11 protein-coding genes are annotated in these 16,220 nt (G+C 70.4%); 6 read left to right on the forward strand and 5 right to left on the reverse strand.

Features of this window, described 5'->3' with window-relative positions; translation table 11 throughout:
• Positions 1 to 49 precede the first annotated feature (49 nt).
• From B146_RS0117140 to B146_RS0117155, 4 genes are all read left to right on the forward strand, one after another.
• Positions 50 to 889, forward strand: coding sequence for a p-hydroxycinnamoyl CoA hydratase/lyase (locus B146_RS0117140; protein ID WP_019997702.1), 840 nt, complete (start codon positions 50 to 52; stop codon positions 887 to 889).
• Between the two features lie 63 nt (positions 890 to 952).
• Complete coding sequence (locus B146_RS0117145; protein WP_019997703.1) at positions 953 to 2,449, forward strand: AMP-binding protein; 1,497 nt, start codon at positions 953 to 955, stop codon at positions 2,447 to 2,449.
• Between the two features lie 342 nt (positions 2,450 to 2,791).
• Entirely contained in the window at positions 2,792 to 4,129 is a 1,338-nt protein-coding gene (locus B146_RS29110) for a DUF2778 domain-containing protein (protein WP_019997704.1), read from the forward strand.
• A 229-nt stretch (positions 4,130 to 4,358) separates the two neighbouring features.
• Positions 4,359 to 6,464, forward strand: coding sequence for a catalase (locus B146_RS0117155; protein WP_019997705.1), 2,106 nt, complete (start codon positions 4,359 to 4,361; stop codon positions 6,462 to 6,464).
• A gap of 59 nt (positions 6,465 to 6,523) precedes the next feature.
• Here the strand turns inward: B146_RS0117155 and B146_RS0117160 are convergent, their stop codons facing one another.
• The 3 genes from B146_RS0117160 to B146_RS26460 are packed head-to-tail and all read right to left on the reverse strand — an operon-like array spanning position 6,524 to position 8,619.
• Positions 6,524 to 6,733: a hypothetical protein gene (locus B146_RS0117160; protein WP_019997706.1), complete on the reverse strand. Its 210-nt coding sequence runs from the start codon at positions 6,731 to 6,733 to the stop codon at positions 6,524 to 6,526.
• Position 6,734: 1 nt separating this feature from the next.
• Positions 6,735 to 8,060 carry a cytochrome P450 gene (locus B146_RS0117165; protein ID WP_019997707.1) on the reverse strand — a complete coding sequence of 442 codons (1,326 nt, stop codon included), beginning with the start codon at positions 8,058 to 8,060 and terminating at the stop codon, positions 6,735 to 6,737.
• Positions 8,020 to 8,619, reverse strand: coding sequence for an acyl-homoserine-lactone synthase (locus B146_RS26460; protein ID WP_019997708.1), 600 nt, complete (start codon positions 8,617 to 8,619; stop codon positions 8,020 to 8,022). Before B146_RS26460 ends, B146_RS0117165 begins: the two co-directional genes overlap by 41 nt.
• 122 nt (positions 8,620 to 8,741) lie before the next feature.
• Here B146_RS26460 and B146_RS0117175 point away from each other — a divergent pair, with 122 nt between their 5' ends.
• Positions 8,742 to 9,542, forward strand: coding sequence for a helix-turn-helix transcriptional regulator (locus B146_RS0117175; protein ID WP_026358694.1), 801 nt, complete (start codon positions 8,742 to 8,744; stop codon positions 9,540 to 9,542).
• A gap of 93 nt (positions 9,543 to 9,635) precedes the next feature.
• Positions 9,636 to 11,318, forward strand: coding sequence for a hypothetical protein (locus B146_RS0117180; protein WP_019997710.1), 1,683 nt, complete (start codon positions 9,636 to 9,638; stop codon positions 11,316 to 11,318).
• Positions 11,319 to 11,352: 34 nt separating this feature from the next.
• Here the strand turns inward: B146_RS0117180 and B146_RS0117185 are convergent, their stop codons facing one another.
• Entirely contained in the window at positions 11,353 to 13,704 is a 2,352-nt protein-coding gene (locus tag B146_RS0117185) for a glycosyltransferase family 2 protein (protein WP_026358695.1), read from the reverse strand.
• Complete coding sequence (locus B146_RS0117190) at positions 13,676 to 16,171, reverse strand: glycosyltransferase (RefSeq protein WP_019997712.1); 2,496 nt, start codon at positions 16,169 to 16,171, stop codon at positions 13,676 to 13,678. Before B146_RS0117190 ends, B146_RS0117185 begins: the two co-directional genes overlap by 29 nt.
• Between the last annotated feature and the right edge of the window lie 49 nt (positions 16,172 to 16,220).

Here is a 16,220-nt window from a genome sequence, read left to right on the forward strand (position 1 = left end):
GCCTCACGTCTCTTTCGACATTCCGACATTCACCGAGGACACGACGCCCATGAGCGAGACCGTGAACACCGCCGATATCGTCACCGCCGAAATCGCTGACGGCATCGCCTGGGTGCGCTTCAACCGGCCCGAAAAGCGCAACGCCATGAGCCCGGCGCTCAACCGGCGCATGAGGGAGGTCCTGGACGAGCTGGAGTTCCGCGCGGATGTCGGCGTCCTCGTGCTCACCGGCGAGGGCAGCGCCTTTACGGCCGGCATGGATCTCAAGGAATATTTCCGCGAGACCGAGGCCAAGGGTCTGGCCGGCGTGCGCCAGAGCCAGCGCGAGAGCTATGGCTGGTGGCGGCGCCTGCGCTGGTATCAGAAGCCGACCATCGCGATGGTCAACGGCTGGTGCTTCGGCGGCGGCTACGGCCCGCTCTTCGCCTGCGATCTGGCCTTCGCGGCCGACGAGGCCAAGTTCGGCCTGTCGGAGATCAACTGGGGCATCCTGCCGGGCGGCGGGGCCACCAAGGTCGCCGTGGAGCTGATGCCCTTTCGGCAGGCCATGTATCACGCCATGCTCGGCGAGCCGATCGATGGCAAGAAGGCCGCCGAATGGGGCCTCGTCAACGAGAGCCTGCCGCTGGAGCGCCTGAAGGAGCGGGTGACGGAGGTGGCCAAGGTGCTGCTCGCCAAGAACCCGGTCGCGCTGAAAGCCACGAAGGACGCCGTGCGCCGCGTCGGGATCATGGCCTATGACGAGGCCGAGGATTACCTCGTGCGCGCCCAGGAGGCCGCCAATTCCTTCGACAATGAAGGCCGCAAGGAAGGCATCCGCCAGTTCATCGACGAGAAGGCCTACAAGCCGGGTCTCGGCGCCTACGACAAGGCCCGGACGCAGGGCTGACGACGGTTCGCTGTCTGTCGGTTCGCTGTTCATCGGTTCGACTGGGAGGGAGGACCCAATCCTATGCAAGACTGGCTTGCCCCCGATCCGGTGGGCCTGCACGCGCAGGCGCGCCCGGAGAAGACCGCCCTTGTCGATCTGGCGACCGGGCGGCGCTGGACCTACAAAGCCTTGGACGAGGTGATCGGGCGCGCTTGCGCCGCGCTGGGGGCTCTCGGCCTCAGGCCGGGAGACCGGCTCGCCGCCATCGCCCGCAACTCGGCCGATCTCGCGATCGTGCTCAAGGCATGTCTGCGCTCGGGCGTCATCTTCACGCCGCTGAACTGGCGTCTCGCCCCAGCCGAGCTGGACGCGATCCTCGCTGACTGCACTCCGGCGCTGATCCTCATTGATGGCGCGGCTGTCGGCTTCACCCCGCCGGAGGGCGCTGGTGTGCTGGAGGTCGGCGCCTTCACTGCGCGCTGCGAGGCGGCCGAGCCGGCCCCGCGCGGCCCGGCGCGCGATGCCGGCGAGCCCTGCGTCATTCTCTACACGTCCGGCACGTCGGGCACGCCCAAGGGCGTGATCCTGACGCCGCAGACGCTGTTCTTCACCGGCGTCAATTTCGGCGTGCTCGGCCATGTCACGTCGGACTCGGTGTTCCTTGCCGAGTCCCCGATGTTCCACGTGATCGGCCTCGTCACCTCGTTTTGGCCGCCGCTTCTCCAGGGCGGCATGGTGCTGGTCTCGCCGGGTTTCGACCCCGCCACCACCAATGCAAGGCTCGCCGACCGCGCGCTGGGGATCACCCACTACTTCTGCGTCCCGCAAATGGCGGCGGCGCTGCGCGAGGCTGACGGATTTGCCCCCGAAAACTGGTCGCTCAAGGCGCTCTTCACCGGCGGCGGGCCGAACCCGCCCGCCAATATCCGCTGGTGGCTGGGCCGGGGCGTCGCGATGGTGGACGGCTACGGCATGACCGAGGCCGGCACGATCCTCGGCATGCCGCTCGACCCCGCGCTGATTGCGGCCCATGCCGGGGCGGTCGGGCAGGCGGGTCCGGCGACCGCCATCCGTATCGTGGATGCCGAGAGCCGGGACGTGCCGGACGGGACGGCCGGTGAGATCATCGTCAAGGGCCTGCACGTGACGCCCGGCTACTGGAACCGGGCAAACGAGCGCGACAGCGCCTTCACGCCGGACGGCTGGCTGCGCACAGGCGACATCGCGGTGCGCGACGCGGACGGCTTCGTGACGATCGTCGATCGGCGCAAGGACATGTTCATTTCGGGCGGCGAGAACGTCTATCCGGCCGAGATCGAGTTCGCCCTCACCGAGCATCCCGCCGTCCTCGCCGCCGCCGTTCTCGGCGTGCCGGACGCGAGATGGGGTGAGGTCGGCCACGCCTTCGTCATCCTGAAGCCCGGCGTCGAGGGGATTGAGCGCGAGCTTCGCGCCCATTGCGAAGCGCGGCTCGCGCGCTTCAAGGTGCCCAAGACCTTCCAGATCGTCGACGACCTTCCGCGCACCAGCACGGGCAAGATCCGCAAGAACCGGCTGCGCGAGAGCCTCGCGACCTGATGGCCTGACGAAACGACGCCCCGACGTCGCGGCGCATCCAATTGCGTCCGATCCGGCGGATCGGAAGCGGTCGGCGCGGGCCGTCTGAAGCGCCGCGCCGAGCGCGTCCCAAAGCTCGGCCGTGCGCGGGAACGGGCGCGGGGCCGGACGAGCCGCCCGCCCGGATCGGCCACCTCCACCTCACTTTCGCCGGACCGCGCCGGGAGAAGGGCGCGACCGACGGAAAGGGGGCCGTAGGAGATTGGTAACCATAAATGCGCATCCTGTTCCCGCGCGCCGCGCCGCCGGGACCCTCCGGCTTCGCGACGGACGCCCGCTCGCACCCGTTCCGCCGGACCGTTCATGACCCTCGAGTTTTCCGCCGATATCGGACTGGCCCCTTCGCGGGCGCGCGCCGCGCCGCGCAAGGCGGGCTCGGGCCGGCTCTTCCGGGGGTTCCTGTGGACCGGATCGGCCGCAGCGCTTCTCCTGACGCTGGCGGCCGCCGCCATGCCGACCCTCTTCGCGCTCGGCGGCGAAGGGCTCGACCCGGCCGCGACCGTCGATCTCACCCGCGCCATGGGCAGCCTGACGCTCGCCAAGACGCCGAGCCCGCTCGCCGCCAAGTCCTCGCGCGTGCGGCGCGCGCCGCGCCACCGGGCCGAGGCGCCGCCGGCCCCCGCCGCCGCCCTTGCCGCCGCGAACAGCCAGGAGCCGGACGCGGGGGCGTTCGGGGGCGGGCGCGTCGCGCGGCTGATCGCGCCCTCGACGGAGTTGCACAGGACGGCGATCGCCGAGGCCCTGCATGGGCTGGACCGGCCGGATCTCACCGCCGCGACGCGGTTCTCGCCGCTCCTTCCCGCCTCCGACGAGGTCGCCGAGGCGGTGGCGGAGGATGAGGCTCTTGCGGAAGCCAGGGTCGCGAGCCAGCAGCCGGACCTCGCCGACGCCGCAGCGAAGGAGACCGCCGAGAGCGCCAAGGCCGACGCCGATGCGGACGCGCAGCTCGCGGCGCTGGTGGTGCCCAAACCGACCTTCCGCCCCCTCCTTCAGCGCAGCGCGACGCCCGCAGAACCCGATACCGGCGACGAGGACGAGGACGAGGACGACGACGCGGCCTCCGCCCCGCCTCGCCGCTCGGCCGCGCCACGCCGTGTCGTCGCGCCCCCGCGCACCGAAGCGCCGAGCCCCGTCATGGCCTATGCGAGGCCGGACGCCGGCGCGCTGCGGATCGACCCGTCCGCCGTCGACGCGCCGACGCTGCGCCCGAAGCTCGGCGCCGGGACCGCCATTTACGACATCACGGCGGCGACCGTGTATCTGCCGAACGGCGAGCGGCTGGAGGCCCATTCCGGCCTCGGGAAGATGCGCGACAACCCGCGCTTCGTTCACCAGAAGAATCGCGGGCCGACACCGCCCCACACCTACAAGCTGTCCTTACGCGAAAGCCTGTTCCATGGGGTGCAGGCCCTCCGCCTGACGCCGGTCGGGGGCGAGCGCAAGATTTTCAACCGCAACGGCCTTCTCGCCCACACCTACATGCTCGGCAAGGGCGGCGATTCCAACGGCTGCGTCTCGTTCCGCGACTACAAGCGCTTCCTCGCCGCCTTCCGGCGCGGCGAGATCCGCCAGCTCGTCGTGGTGGAACGCATGGACGCTCCGAGCACGAAGTCGCGCTTCGCCTGGCTGTTCGGCCAGTAAGGCCGCGAGGGCGCGTTTCTCGCCGCGATCGGGTCCTGGCAAAAGGTTTCGCGGCGAAAGTTTCGAGAGGCGCAAAGCCCGGCGCGCCAACGTTTAGCCCTGACCAGAGGGCGTGGCGCTCGGCCGCGCGCGCCGGTCCTTACCTTGGAATGTTTCCGAACTGCCGCAGCTAGTGCTCCGATCGATGGCCGTGACCCGATGTCCGGTGCGGCCAAAGGAGGAGAGTTCCATGAGCCAACCGTCTTCTAAGGCGCCGGGCGCGGCCGGGACCGGCGCCGCAGAGCGTGGCCCGAGCGGCGAACTTCACCAGAGCGCGGGCGGCGACGTGCCGGTGCTCACCACCAGCCAGGGCATTCCGGTCTCCGACGACCAGAACTCTCTGAAGGTCGGGCGGCGCGGGCCGAGCCTTCTCGAGGACTTCCATTTCCGCGACAAGATGTTCCATTTCGACCACGAGCGCATTCCCGAGCGCGTGGTCCATGCGCGCGGTTTCGGCGTCCACGGCGTGTTCGAGAATTACGAGTCGCTCTCCGACATCACCTCGGCCGACCTCTTCCAGCGCGCCGGCGAGAAGACCGACACGTTCGTTCGCTTCTCGACCGTGGCTGGCAACAAGGGCTCGCCCGATCTGGCCCGCGATGTGCGCGGTTTCGCGGTGCGCTTCTACACGAAGGAGGGCAACTGGGACATCGTCGGCAACAACATCCCGGTCTTCTTCATCCAGGACGCGATCAAGTTTCCCGACCTGATCCACGCCGCCAAGCAGGAGCCCGACCGGGGCTTTCCGCAGGCGCAGACGGCGCATGACAATTTCTGGGACTTCATGTCCCTGATGCCGGAAGCCATGCACATGGCCGTGTGGATCATGTCCGACCGGACGATCCCGCGCTCCTTCCGCTTCATGGAAGGCTTCGGGGTCCACACGTTCCGCCTCGTCAACGCGGAAGGGAAATCGACCTTCGTCAAGTTCCACTGGAAGCCGGTGCTCGGTCTTCAAAGCGTCGTCTGGAACGAGGCGCTGAAGCTGAACGGCATGGACCCGGACTATCACCGCCGCGACCTCTGGGAAGCCATCCAGAACGGCGACTATCCCGAATGGGAACTCGGCTTCCAGCTCTTCGACGAAGAGTTCGCGCAAGCCTTCCCCTTCGACGTGCTCGACGCCACCAAGCTGATCCCCGAAGAGGATGTGCCGGTGCGCCCCGTCGGCAAGCTGACGCTGAACCGCACGGTGGAGAACTTCTTCTTCGAGACCGAGCAGGTCGCCTTCCAGACCGGCAATGTCGTGCCGGGCGTCGACTTCACCAACGATCCGCTGCTGCAGGGCCGCAACTTCTCCTATCTCGACACGCAGCTGAAGCGCCTGGGCGGCCCGAACTTCACGCATATCCCGATCAATGCGCCGCGCTGCCCCATGGCGAACTTCCAGCAGGACGGGCACATGGCGATGCGCAACCCGAAGGGCCGCGCCAATTACGAGCCGAACTCCTGGGGCGGCGCGATGGGCGGCCCGCGCGAGGACCCCGAGCGCGGCTTCCGCTCCTTCCCCGAGGAGCTGTCGGGCCAGAAGCTGCGCATTCGCGGCGAGCTTTTCGCCGATCACTACAGCCAGGCGCGGCAATTCTTCCTCAGCCAGAGCGAGACGGAGCAGACCCATATCAAGGACGCGTTCGTGTTCGAGCTGTCCAAGGTCGAGACGCCCGCCATCCGCGAGCGCATCGTCGCCCATCTTCTCAATATCGACGAGGACCTCGCCGCCAAGGTCGCGGACGGGCTCGGCATGAAGGAGATGCCGCAGGCGGCCGAACCGGCGCGGCCGGTGGTGCGCGACCTCAAGCCCTCGCCCAAGCTCTCGATCGTGCAGAACGGGCCGGAGAGCTTCAAGGGCCGCAAGCTCGGCGTCATCGTCACCGACGGCACCGACGCAGGCCTTCTCGCCGAGCTGGAAGCGGCGGCGAAGGCGGCGGGCGCGCTGGTGGAACTCGTCGGCCCGAAGGTCGGCGGCGTGACGCTCAGCGACGGCTCGACCCGCGAGCCCAAGCAGAAGGTCAACGGCGGTCCTTCGGTCCTCTACGACGCGGTGGCGCTTCTGCCTTCCAAGGACGGCGCGGCGCTCCTGTCGCGCGAGGCGACGGCGAAGGATTTCGTGTCCGACGCCTTCGCCCACGCCAAGTTCATCGCCCATTCGCCGGACGCCGAGGCGCTTCTCGACAAGGCCGGCGTCGAGAAGGACGCGGGCATCGTGGAACTCGGCAAGGGTGGCGCGAAGGCCTTCATCGCCCAATGCGCGAAGCTGCGCTTCTGGGAGCGGGAAGCCAAGGTCCACGCGGTGTGAGCCAAGTCCCTACAAGGCAGAACGAGGCGCCGCGAGGCGCCTCGTTTCGTTTGAGCGGCCTATTGAAGGTGACGGCCTTCCTGGATCGCCTGCAGGATGAGGCCGCGCGCTTCCTCCACATGGTGGATCGCGTCGCGCAAGCCGTAATCCTCCGTCCAGCGCGCGATCTGGCGCAGCATCACGGCGATGGCCTGGAGGTCGGTCGGGTCTTCGTGGTCCCCGAACGGATCGTTCGGATGGGACAGGTCGAAAGAGTTCGTATCACGCATATCAGGCAGCTTGCTCGCAGCGACGTTTGGCGGAAGGAGAGGTGAGGGTCGTGTCCGGGCCGCGCCGGTCGGCGCGCTCGGCGAGGCGCACGGTGATCGGCGGCGGAATGAGGGTGACGCTCGGCTTGGGCGTCAGCGCGCGGGCCGTGGTGCTGGCCGCGAGCTCGAAGGTCGAGGCGAGTTCGAGCACGAGAACCTGCAGCTCCAGCATGGCGAGGCCGATGCCGACGCAGGCGCGCGGGCCGACGCCGAAGGGCACATAGGCCGGGCTCGCATGGGAGCGCTCGGCGTCGAAGCGCTCGGGTTCGGGCCAGAAGCGCGGGTCGCGGTGGAGATGCCACGGGCTGATCAGGAGCGAGGTGCCCTTGCGCAGCGTCACGCCGCCGATCTCCGTCGTCTTCACCGCCTCGCGCGAGAACCAGTAGGCCGAGGGGTAGAGGCGCAGGATTTCCCGGGTGAAGCCGAGGCTGAGATCGGCCGAAGGAAGCCGCGAGGGCATCAGTTCGCCGCTCTCGTCGACGACACCAGCTGCTTCCGCCGCGATGCGCTGGGCCAGCGCCGGATCGTTGGCGAGATGCCAGAACACCCAGGCCGCCGCCGTGCCGGTCGTGTGATGGCCGGCGAGGATCAGCATCAGGACTTCGTCGCGCAGGTCCTGGTCGGACAGGCCGAGTTTCTGCAACTGACGCACGAGGCTGCCCTCGCTCGCATTACGCCGCGCCCGGTCCACCACCACGGCCATCATGGCCTTGGCCTCGCGCAGGTTCCGCCGCTTGCGGAAATAGGCGCGCGGCGAGGGAACGAGGCGGAACATGCCGTCCGCCAGATCGTCCTCCACCAGATGCACGGCGCGGATCAGCGTGCCTTCCTCGACCGGACCGAGCACGCCCGGCCCGAACAGGACCGTGCAGACGACGCGCAGCGCCAGCGGCGCGGCCACCGCATGGGCGTCGAACGAGCCCTCGCGCAGGAGATGGGCGAAGGTGCGCCGGTAGAGCGCGGAAATCTCGGCGACGTAGCTCGACGCCACGCCCTTGGCCATCTGCCCGTGGATCGCCTTGCGGCGGCGCGCATGTTCCTCGCCGCTGATCGTCAGCGAGCTGTTGCCGACGATCTGGCGCAGCTTGTGGATCAGCTTGCCCTTGTCGATCGCGGCGGGCGCGGCCTTCATGATCGGCTTCACGAGCGTCGGATCGACCACGAGATAGATCGGCGCCGGGCCGAGGCGCAGACGCTCCATGCGCTCGCGCGAGGCGTTGCCGCGCGTCTGGAAGAACTGGAGCGGGTCACGCCGAAAGGCGCTGAGGTCCGAAAACGGATGCGACATCGTGGATCTCCACGTCCTGAAGGGAGGCCCGAAGGCGGGCGAGCGTCTGGGCGGGCTGTTCGCCGAGCGGGATTTCGCCGGCGACGGCATGGAGGGTCCGGCCGAACCGATCCGTCCCCACGCATCCGGGCGGGCCGTAGCGATGCGTCGCGATGCCGATCCGGCGCAGGAAGCGCTCGTAGGTGAGGTCGGCGACCGCCACGAGCGAGACGAACCCCTGCGCCCGGGCGACTTCCATCATCAGCCCATAGACCGCGAGCGCCCGGCGAAAGCGCTCCGTGCCTTCGCCGACGACGCCGAGCCGGCTGATCTCGGCCATGTCGGCGCGAACCGGGAAGGGCCGCACCGTGGCGAGGTGCGGAAAGATGTCGCGGCTGAGATAGGGCCGGTCGGTCGGGGTCAGGCGGAAGCCGCCGACCACCTTATGTCCCTCGAACAGGGCGCAATGCAGCGCATCGTCCGTGTCGAACTCGTCGCGCTCTTCCTCGCCAACGAGCTTGAGATCCCAGCCGAGTTCGTCCACGAAGAGCCGCTTGCGGAACAGGCGAAGCCTGCGCACGGTCTCGGCATCGGTTCCTTGGAACGCAAAGACCGCTTTCTTTTTATTTAAGTTTTCCACGCGACGTCCCGCATCTCTCGGATGCGTGGATCTAGCCTTCGGGTTAGAGCAGAGGGCATCGCATGAACGGGGGAGAAACTTTGGAGACGGAGGAGATGCTGGCCGCGATCGAGACGGCGGACACCATCGCGGACCTGACGGCGCTGCTGCAGCGCTTCGTGGAGGCGCACGGCTTCTCCGGCTTTTCCTTCATGGATGCGGGCTCGGTTCTCCAGAGCGTGCCCTTCTTCGTGGGAACGTCGGGCGCGGCCTGGGAGGAGGAATACCGCTCCAACCGCTTCTTCCAGTTCGACCCCTGCGTCGATCAGGCGCGCCGCACGAACCGCCCCTTTCTCTGGAGCGACATCACGCTGCCGGCCAAGGCTGGCGGGCGCAAGTCCGGCGCGCTGCGGACCATGGAAGCGGCGCGCGACCACCATTTCACCAATGGCGTGACGATCCCCTACCATTTCACCGACCATCTCGGCCGGGTCTTCTCCAGCTCCAGCGTCTTCTTCTGGAAGAGCCGGCGGGAGGAGCTCGTGGCCCTGTTCGCGCGCCCGCGCATCCGGCACGACCTGCATCTCGTCATGCTCTACTGGTCGCAGCGGATGATGGACGTGACGGCGCGCGAGCGCGCCCAGCCCCAGCGCTTTCTGGACGAGGACGGCAATCCCCTCGTGGAGGTGAACCTCACCGACCGCGAGCGCGACGTGCTCGCCTGGGCGGCCAATGGCAAGACCGTGCCGGAAACGGCGATCATCCTCTCCGTCTCGGAAGAAACCGTGGGCACCCATATGCGCAACGCCATGCGCAAGCTCGGCTCCGAAACCAAGACGCATGCCGTGGTGAAGGCGATCTATCTCAATCTCATCAATCTCTGAGCGATGCGCTTCACTCTGCGGCATTTGCCCGCATGGTCGGCTGACAAGCCCCGGCCGCGCCGATACGATCGCGCAAACATTCGGGGAATCAGCATGATCAGACGCTTCCTTGCATCCACGGCCCTGGTGCTCGCCCTCGGTCTGCCCGGATACGCCCAGTCTCTCGCCCCCGAGCCCGCGCCCGCCGGAACCCTCGAAGGCGCGGCCGCCCTGCGCACGTCCTTCGCCGCCTATCTCACCGAGATCCCGTTCGAGCAGGGCCTTCTGCGGATCGAGCCCGATCCCGCCGGACAGCGCATCACCCTTTCGCCCCAGAGCTTCCTGAGCGGGATCGCGGGCTTCCCGGTCCAGTTCGCCCCGCTTGCCATCGTCGTCAGCGAGCGGTCGGACGGCAATTGGAACGTCTTCTCGCGCGATCCGATCGTGATCTCCACGACGGGAGAGATCGAAGGGGAGATGACGCATTTCCGATACGATCAGGCGACCCAGCTGACGAAGGGCGTGTATTCGCCCGCGCTCGCCGCCTTCACGCAGGCGGAGGGCACCGCCGAGCGGATCACCAACGTCCAGGAAGACGCGACCACCCGCTCCAAGGCCGAGATCGGCAAGGCCACCGTGGAGATGACCGGGCGTCCGGGTGCGACCGGAGGCGTCGATATCGACATTCGCCAGACCTATGACGACTGGCGCCAGACCAGCGCCTTCACGCCGCCCCGTCCGGGCGAGGAGACCGGGGAGACCGGGGAGAGCGGGTCCGATCCGGGCACGGTGCCCGAAAGCGCGCCCGAGCCGATCGAAATCGCGATGGCGGCGCGCACGATCGAGGCGAGCGCCGCGCTCCGGGACGGGCGCACGGTCGCGATCCGCGATCTCTACGCCCTGGCGGTCCAGCATACCGGCGAGTTGGCGACCGACCCGAAAACGGCGCTCGCCGGCCCCCTCGGCGCCCAGTTGAAGGATGCGATCGGCAAGGTCCTGCCGCTCTGGGCCTCGCTCAGCGGCGAGGCGACCGCGCGCGACGTGACGCTCTCCTCGCTCTATGGCGAATTCCTCTTTTCCGAGGGGCGCCACGCGATGCGCTTCACCGGGATCGAGGACAATGCCGGCTTCGACATGGACGTGAGCGTCAAAGGCATGCGCGCGACGAGCCCGCTCATGCCCGCCTGGGCGGCGAGCCTCGTACCGGAGGACATGGATATCGGCTTCGCCATGTCGGGGGCCGATCTGAAGACGCCGGCTTCGATCGCCCTCGCCGAGGCCGACTTCACGCAGGACCCGCCGCTCTCGCCCGAAGCGCAGGCGCGCGTTTCGGCCGCCTTCGATCCGACACGGATCGTGCTCCAGCTGAAGCCGAGCCGCCTTCGCTCGGCCGATCTCGACATCACCGCCAGCGGCGACTTCGCCTTCCGCGACGGCGCGCCGTCCGCCAACGTCACGCTGGAAGCGGCCGGGCTCGACAAGGTGATCGGCAAGCTCCAGAGCGCGGCGCAGAGCGAGCCCGATCTGCATCAGACCGTGGGCATGCTGCAATTCGCCAAGGGTTTCGGGCGCGCCAAGGGCGAGGACCGGATGGAATGGATCGTCGCGGCCGCGGCCGACGGATCGGTCACGGTCAACGGCACGATGGTGAAGGGACCGGACCCGGTGGCGGAACCCGGCGACGACGAGGATGTGACGCCGGGCGACGAGCCGGAGAATGGCGACACGCAGGACGGTGAAACCCAGGACGGCGACACGCAGGACGGCGACACGGGCGCCACGCAGAGCGACCTTTGAGCCGTCCCGAAAGCGGCCGTACGGGCCCGCGCGCCTACCACCAGCCCGGCGGAACGGCGCGGGCGGGCGGCACCTGGGAGCGGCGCGGCTGACGCGAGCCCGGCGGCCAGGCGAGGCCGCCATGGAAGGGCGCGCCGCGCGCGAGCTGCGGATTGTGGAACGGGTCCGCCGCCGCGATCCCCGGCCAGCGCGCGAGCATGGCCCGCGCCTCGCGCGCGCTGTCCCCGCGCGGCGCGGGCATCGCCCGGTCGGCCAGAAGCACGGCGTCGGGCGTGACGAGCACGCGGCGCCCGAAGGCCTGAAGCTTCAACGCGTAGTCATGCACGCCGAAATGATGGGGAAACAAGAGCGCGTCGAAGCCGCCGAGCGCCAGGAATTCCGACCGGCGCGTCAGGAAACCCTGCCAGCCGAGGCCTGACACCTGACGCGCGGTGACGAGCGCGTCGCCATAGGCGGGGTCGCCGCCTTCCAGCCCCCCGAAGGGCGAGAGCGAGACCCCGAGCGGCGACAGGAGGCGGCCCGCCTCGACCACCGCGCCGTCGGCGTTTCGCACCACCGGCGCGACGGCGCCCATGTCGGCTTCCCGCAGCCGGGCGACGAGATCCTCCAGCCAATCCGGCGTTGCCGGGCGCAGCCGCGCGTCCACGAAGCAGAGCGCATCGGCGCGCACCGCGTCGGCGGCCGCATTCAGCCTTGCCGCCCGGGAGCGGCCGGACCCGCTCTGGAAGACTTCCACGCCGTCGAGCCGCAGCGCTTCGCGCAAGGCGGGGTCGAGAACCGGGGCGCTGACGAAGAGCGAGACCGAGCCCGCCGCGCGGGCGGGGCGCAGCGCCTCGGCCGCCTCGCGGAGCGCGAGCGTCGGATCGTCGGCGTCGAGAATGAGGGCGACGCTCGGCGTCGCGCCCTTTCGGCGCACGCGCACGGCCGGCAGGGTCGCGGCGGGGCGCGGCCTTATATCGGCCTCGATGCCGCGCGCGCGCAGATGCGCGGCGACCTCGGCCTGCATCGCCTCGGCTTCGGCCTTGGCGGCCGGCCAGGGTGAGACGGCGGCAAAGCCCGGGACATGCAGCATCCGGCCGAGCCGATGATGCCCGGCCTCGACGGCACTCACGAACAGGCGGTGGAGGCTCGCGACCCCACGCTCCAGCGCCTCGCAGGCCTCGCTCCGGCGCATCAGGAAGGCGCGGTCCGGCCCGGATTGTTCCAGAAAGCGCTCATAGTCGAAGGCCGGGAAGGCAAGCGGCTGCAGCGCGCCGTCGTCGCCCTGCAGGAGAAGATCCCCATAGGCGAGCGACGCGCCCGCATCCGCGTCGAGAGCCGCAACGAGGCGGGCGAGCGCGCCCGGCCGCAACCGGACGCCGGCTCGCAGCCAAAGGACGAAATCGCATTCGGCCGCGTCGCCTTCCAGAAACAGGCGCGCGGCGGCCGGGTCGAAGCTCGCCGGCCCGCCACTCGGCGGCAGGATCGCCGCCGCCGCGCCGGCTCGCTCCTCGCCGAGCGAGGCAAGGCTCGCGTCGCCATCGCCGAGGCCGACGGCCAGAAGCGCGAGCCGGCCGGGCTCGGGCGGTGCGAGCCGGGCTTCAGCGAAGCGCGCGTCCCAGGCCTCGAACGCGCCGAAGGGCACCTGATCGGGCAGAAGCGCGTCGAAAAACGCGCCGCGCGGCGCGTCGGCTTCAGCCTCCGCGCGCGCCGCGAGATCGAGCGCCAGCCCGTCGGGAAAGGCAAGGATCGTCAGCGCGCCGCCGGGCAGGGGCTTGCCGTCCACGGTGACGTCGATCTCGCGCGGGCGCCCGTCCGCAAGCAGGCGCGGCAGGGTGAGGCGAAAGCCGGCGACCGGACGTTCCGTGTCCCCGGCCGCCACCATGCGCCAGCGGTCGGCGAAGGCGCGCGCGACTGGCGCGCCCTCCGCCCAGGCTTCAACGGTGCGCGTTCGCCCTGGCTCTCCGGCCGCCTCCACCCAGCCGCTGAGAGACAGGCCGCCGCGCCATTCCACCTGCGCCGAAGGCGCGCCCGTGGCGGCCAGCGGCGCGTCGCCCGCGAGCGCGATCGGCGGGGCGAGCGCGAGGTCGAGATTGGCGAGCCGCAGTTCGGCGCGGGTAAGGCCGGGGAGCGCCGCCGCGTCGAGCGCGAAGCGGAAGCCGTGGCATCCGTCGCCAAGCCCCGTCGCCAGAGCTTCGCGGTCGAACAGGGCGGCGCGGGCGAGCGCCGTCGGGTAGCCGTCGAGGAGGAGTTCGACGACAAGCCGGCGCTCCGGGTCCGCCGGGTCGATCGCATAGCCTTCCAAGAGGGTTTCGCCGCTGCGCACGAAGCGCACGCGCAGCGCCGTGTCGCCGGTCTCGGTGCGCGCCGGTGGGTCGTCACGTCGGCGGCGACGGGACGCCACCAAGGAGCCAATCGACGAGGGCGAGGGCGTTGTCTCGGTCACGGGCGAAGGAATCCAGATGCAAATGGGGGGAAGGGGCGTCGGGCCGGCCGGCCGGGTCGGCGGCGGCCATGGTCAGGCCAGTCTCGGCCGCGAGCCGATCGAGTTGCCCGAGGCCGGGCGTGCCGGGCGACAGGCAGAGCGCGCCGAGCTGAAGATGGCGCACGAGGGGTCCGAGTTCGCCGGGCGCGACGCGCCCCGTCATGAAGACGTTGCCGAGGCCGAACGCGGCCGCATCGTCCATCGTCGCGCCGAGAACCATGATCCGGTGGCCCGGCGCGCGCGCGCGAAGGCGGCCCGACAGGGCGCGCAGGAACCGCTCCGCCCGAGGGCTGGGCGCGGGGAGGAGCAGCCCGAGCGGCGGAGAAGGGGCCGCGCGCGGGGGGAGGATGGACGGCTCGTTCGCCAAGAGTTCGACCGGGCAGGGGGCCGCCCTTTGTCGAAGCAGCGCTTCGGTGCCACGATCCGCCGCGAGGACGCGCCGCAGAAGCCCGACTTTCGGCTCGTCGCCTTCGATCCAGGCTTCCACCGCCGCCGCGCCCTCGACCAGCGCGTCCAGCGGCGCGCCGAGTTCGGCGAGCCGCGCCCAAAGCGCGGCGGGCGGCGGGGCGCCGACGCATTCGATCGAACGTGGCGCGAGGTCGGACAGAGCGGCGAAGCCGGCGTCGGCAGCCTCGGCCACGAAGGCGAGCGACTGGGGCGCGCTCGCGCGCTCGGTGGCGTGCAGGCGAAGATGCGTTGTCCCGTCCGAACGGCGCCATTCGAGCGCGAGGCCTGTTTCGCCCTCGCGGCGGAGGCGAAACAGGCGCTCTTCGGCGAGCGGATCGCCGGCCGCGAACACGAGGAGAGGCGCGCCGGATGGGGCAGGCAGTGCCGCCTCGATCAGGCCGCGCGCCGCGCGCAGCGGATCGGCGGCGGCGAAGGCCGAGGCTTCCGGTCGATGGGCGGGAAAGCGACGGTCGGCAAGGCGGCGGTTCTTTGCCAGGAGCGCCGTGCGCTCGGCCGAGAAGGACCGACCGCCCCCATGCGGAACGAAGACGCCCGGCGCCGCGACGTTGCGAAACCCCGCCGCGCGCACGCGCAGGCAGAGGTCGAGATCCTCGAAATAGCCCCGGCCGAACAGGCTCGTCACCCGCCGCACCGCGCGGCGCGCGTCGTGGCGCAGGAACAGGGCAAAGCCGGTGCCGGTCGGCAGATCGATCGCCGCGCTGCCATGCGCCTTCGCGGCGGCGGCATCGATCCGGCGCGCCTCGTCCACGGTCGGCAGCGGCGCGCGATCGACGCGCGCTGGAAAGCTCGCAAGCTCGCCCGCGTTGGAGAAGGGCGTCACCGTCCCGATCCCGGCCTCGGAATAGGCGACGTCGGCAAGCCGCGCGAGCGCGCCGGGCGGGAGCACGGCGTCGCTGTTGAGGATCAGGACGTCCTCGTCCTCGCGGAGGCTTTCGAGCCCCCGATTGACGGCGCCGGCAAAGCCGAGATTGCTCTCGTTGCGCAGGAGATCGACGAGACCGCGCCCGGCCAGCGCGTCGAGAAGCAGGCGCAGGCGACGGTTGGGCGAGGCATCGTCCACCACGAGCACCCGCACGGGCGCCCCGCCGGCCTCGGCTTTCGCGGCGACCGCCGCGCGCAGGCAATCCTGCGTCGCCTCGAAATCCTCGTAGACGGGGATCAGCACCACGATGTCGCGCCGGTCCGGCGTCGTCTCGGGCGCGCGCGACGCGGCATTTGACAGGGCGGCCCCGGAGCGCGGCCAGAGCGCCCCTTGCGCCAGGGGCTCGGCCTCGCCCGCGCGTTCCAGCTTGAAGCCCTGCACCGTGGCGGAAACCGGACAATCGACATAGGCGCCGCGCGCGCCGGGCGGCGCCAGCGGAAAGCCGGGCTCGGCGGCAAGCGCGTGACGCGCCGCCCCATCCGCGTCGCTCAACACCAGATCGAGCCGATCGCTCTCGCCCGTCCAGGCCACCCAGCCGAGGAGCCGACCGTCCAGCGGATCGAGCCGCGCGAAGGCGGGCGATCCGCCTGCAAAGAGGCGACGCAGGGCAAGGCGCAGGAGATCGTGCGCGCTGGCCGTCTGCGCCACGAGAAGGGCCGGATCGGGCAAGTCCGCGCCCGCGTTCGACAATTGCAGGGCGGCGAGCGCGGTGAGCGGATCGGCCGGATCGGCGGCGAAGGCGCGCGCGAGATCGGCGGTGGCCTCGGCGCGCGCATCGAGAAACCACAGGGCGAGCGCCCGCAGCGCGAGGGCCGAGGCGGCCGGGGGCGAGGTCAGGCGGCAGCGCCGGTCCGCCAGCGCGAAAGCGTCGCGCGGCCGCCCCGAGGCGAGCGCCCGCGTCGCCGCGCCGACCAGCGCTTCGCCATGGGCCGCCGTGCCGGCCATGAGGCCGGGGCCGGACAATTCGACCTGATCCGAAAGGGAGGGCTCCTGCGACATGCCGCATCATCGCAGGCTTGACTTTCCGAAGGCTGGTGTCGCCGCGCTT

The organism is Aureimonas ureilytica DSM 18598 = NBRC 106430 (genome assembly GCF_000382705.1).
GTDB classification, from domain to species: domain Bacteria; phylum Pseudomonadota; class Alphaproteobacteria; order Rhizobiales; family Rhizobiaceae; genus Aureimonas; species Aureimonas ureilytica.

Coding starts and splice junctions, on each gene's coding strand:
- B146_RS0117140 (WP_019997702.1), top strand. CDS start 50: ATGAGCGAGACCGTGAACACCGCCGATATCGTCACCGCCGAAATCGCT.
- B146_RS0117145 (WP_019997703.1), top strand. CDS start 953: ATGCAAGACTGGCTTGCCCCCGATCCGGTGGGCCTGCACGCGCAGGCG.
- B146_RS29110 (WP_019997704.1), top strand. CDS start 2,792: ATGACCCTCGAGTTTTCCGCCGATATCGGACTGGCCCCTTCGCGGGCG.
- B146_RS0117155 (WP_019997705.1), top strand. CDS start 4,359: ATGAGCCAACCGTCTTCTAAGGCGCCGGGCGCGGCCGGGACCGGCGCC.
- B146_RS0117160 (WP_019997706.1), bottom strand. CDS start 6,733: ATGCGTGATACGAACTCTTTCGACCTGTCCCATCCGAACGATCCGTTC.
- B146_RS0117165 (WP_019997707.1), bottom strand. CDS start 8,060: ATGTCGCATCCGTTTTCGGACCTCAGCGCCTTTCGGCGTGACCCGCTC.
- B146_RS0117175 (WP_026358694.1), top strand. CDS start 8,742: ATGAACGGGGGAGAAACTTTGGAGACGGAGGAGATGCTGGCCGCGATC.
- B146_RS0117180 (WP_019997710.1), top strand. CDS start 9,636: ATGATCAGACGCTTCCTTGCATCCACGGCCCTGGTGCTCGCCCTCGGT.
- B146_RS0117190 (WP_019997712.1), bottom strand. CDS start 16,171: ATGTCGCAGGAGCCCTCCCTTTCGGATCAGGTCGAATTGTCCGGCCCC.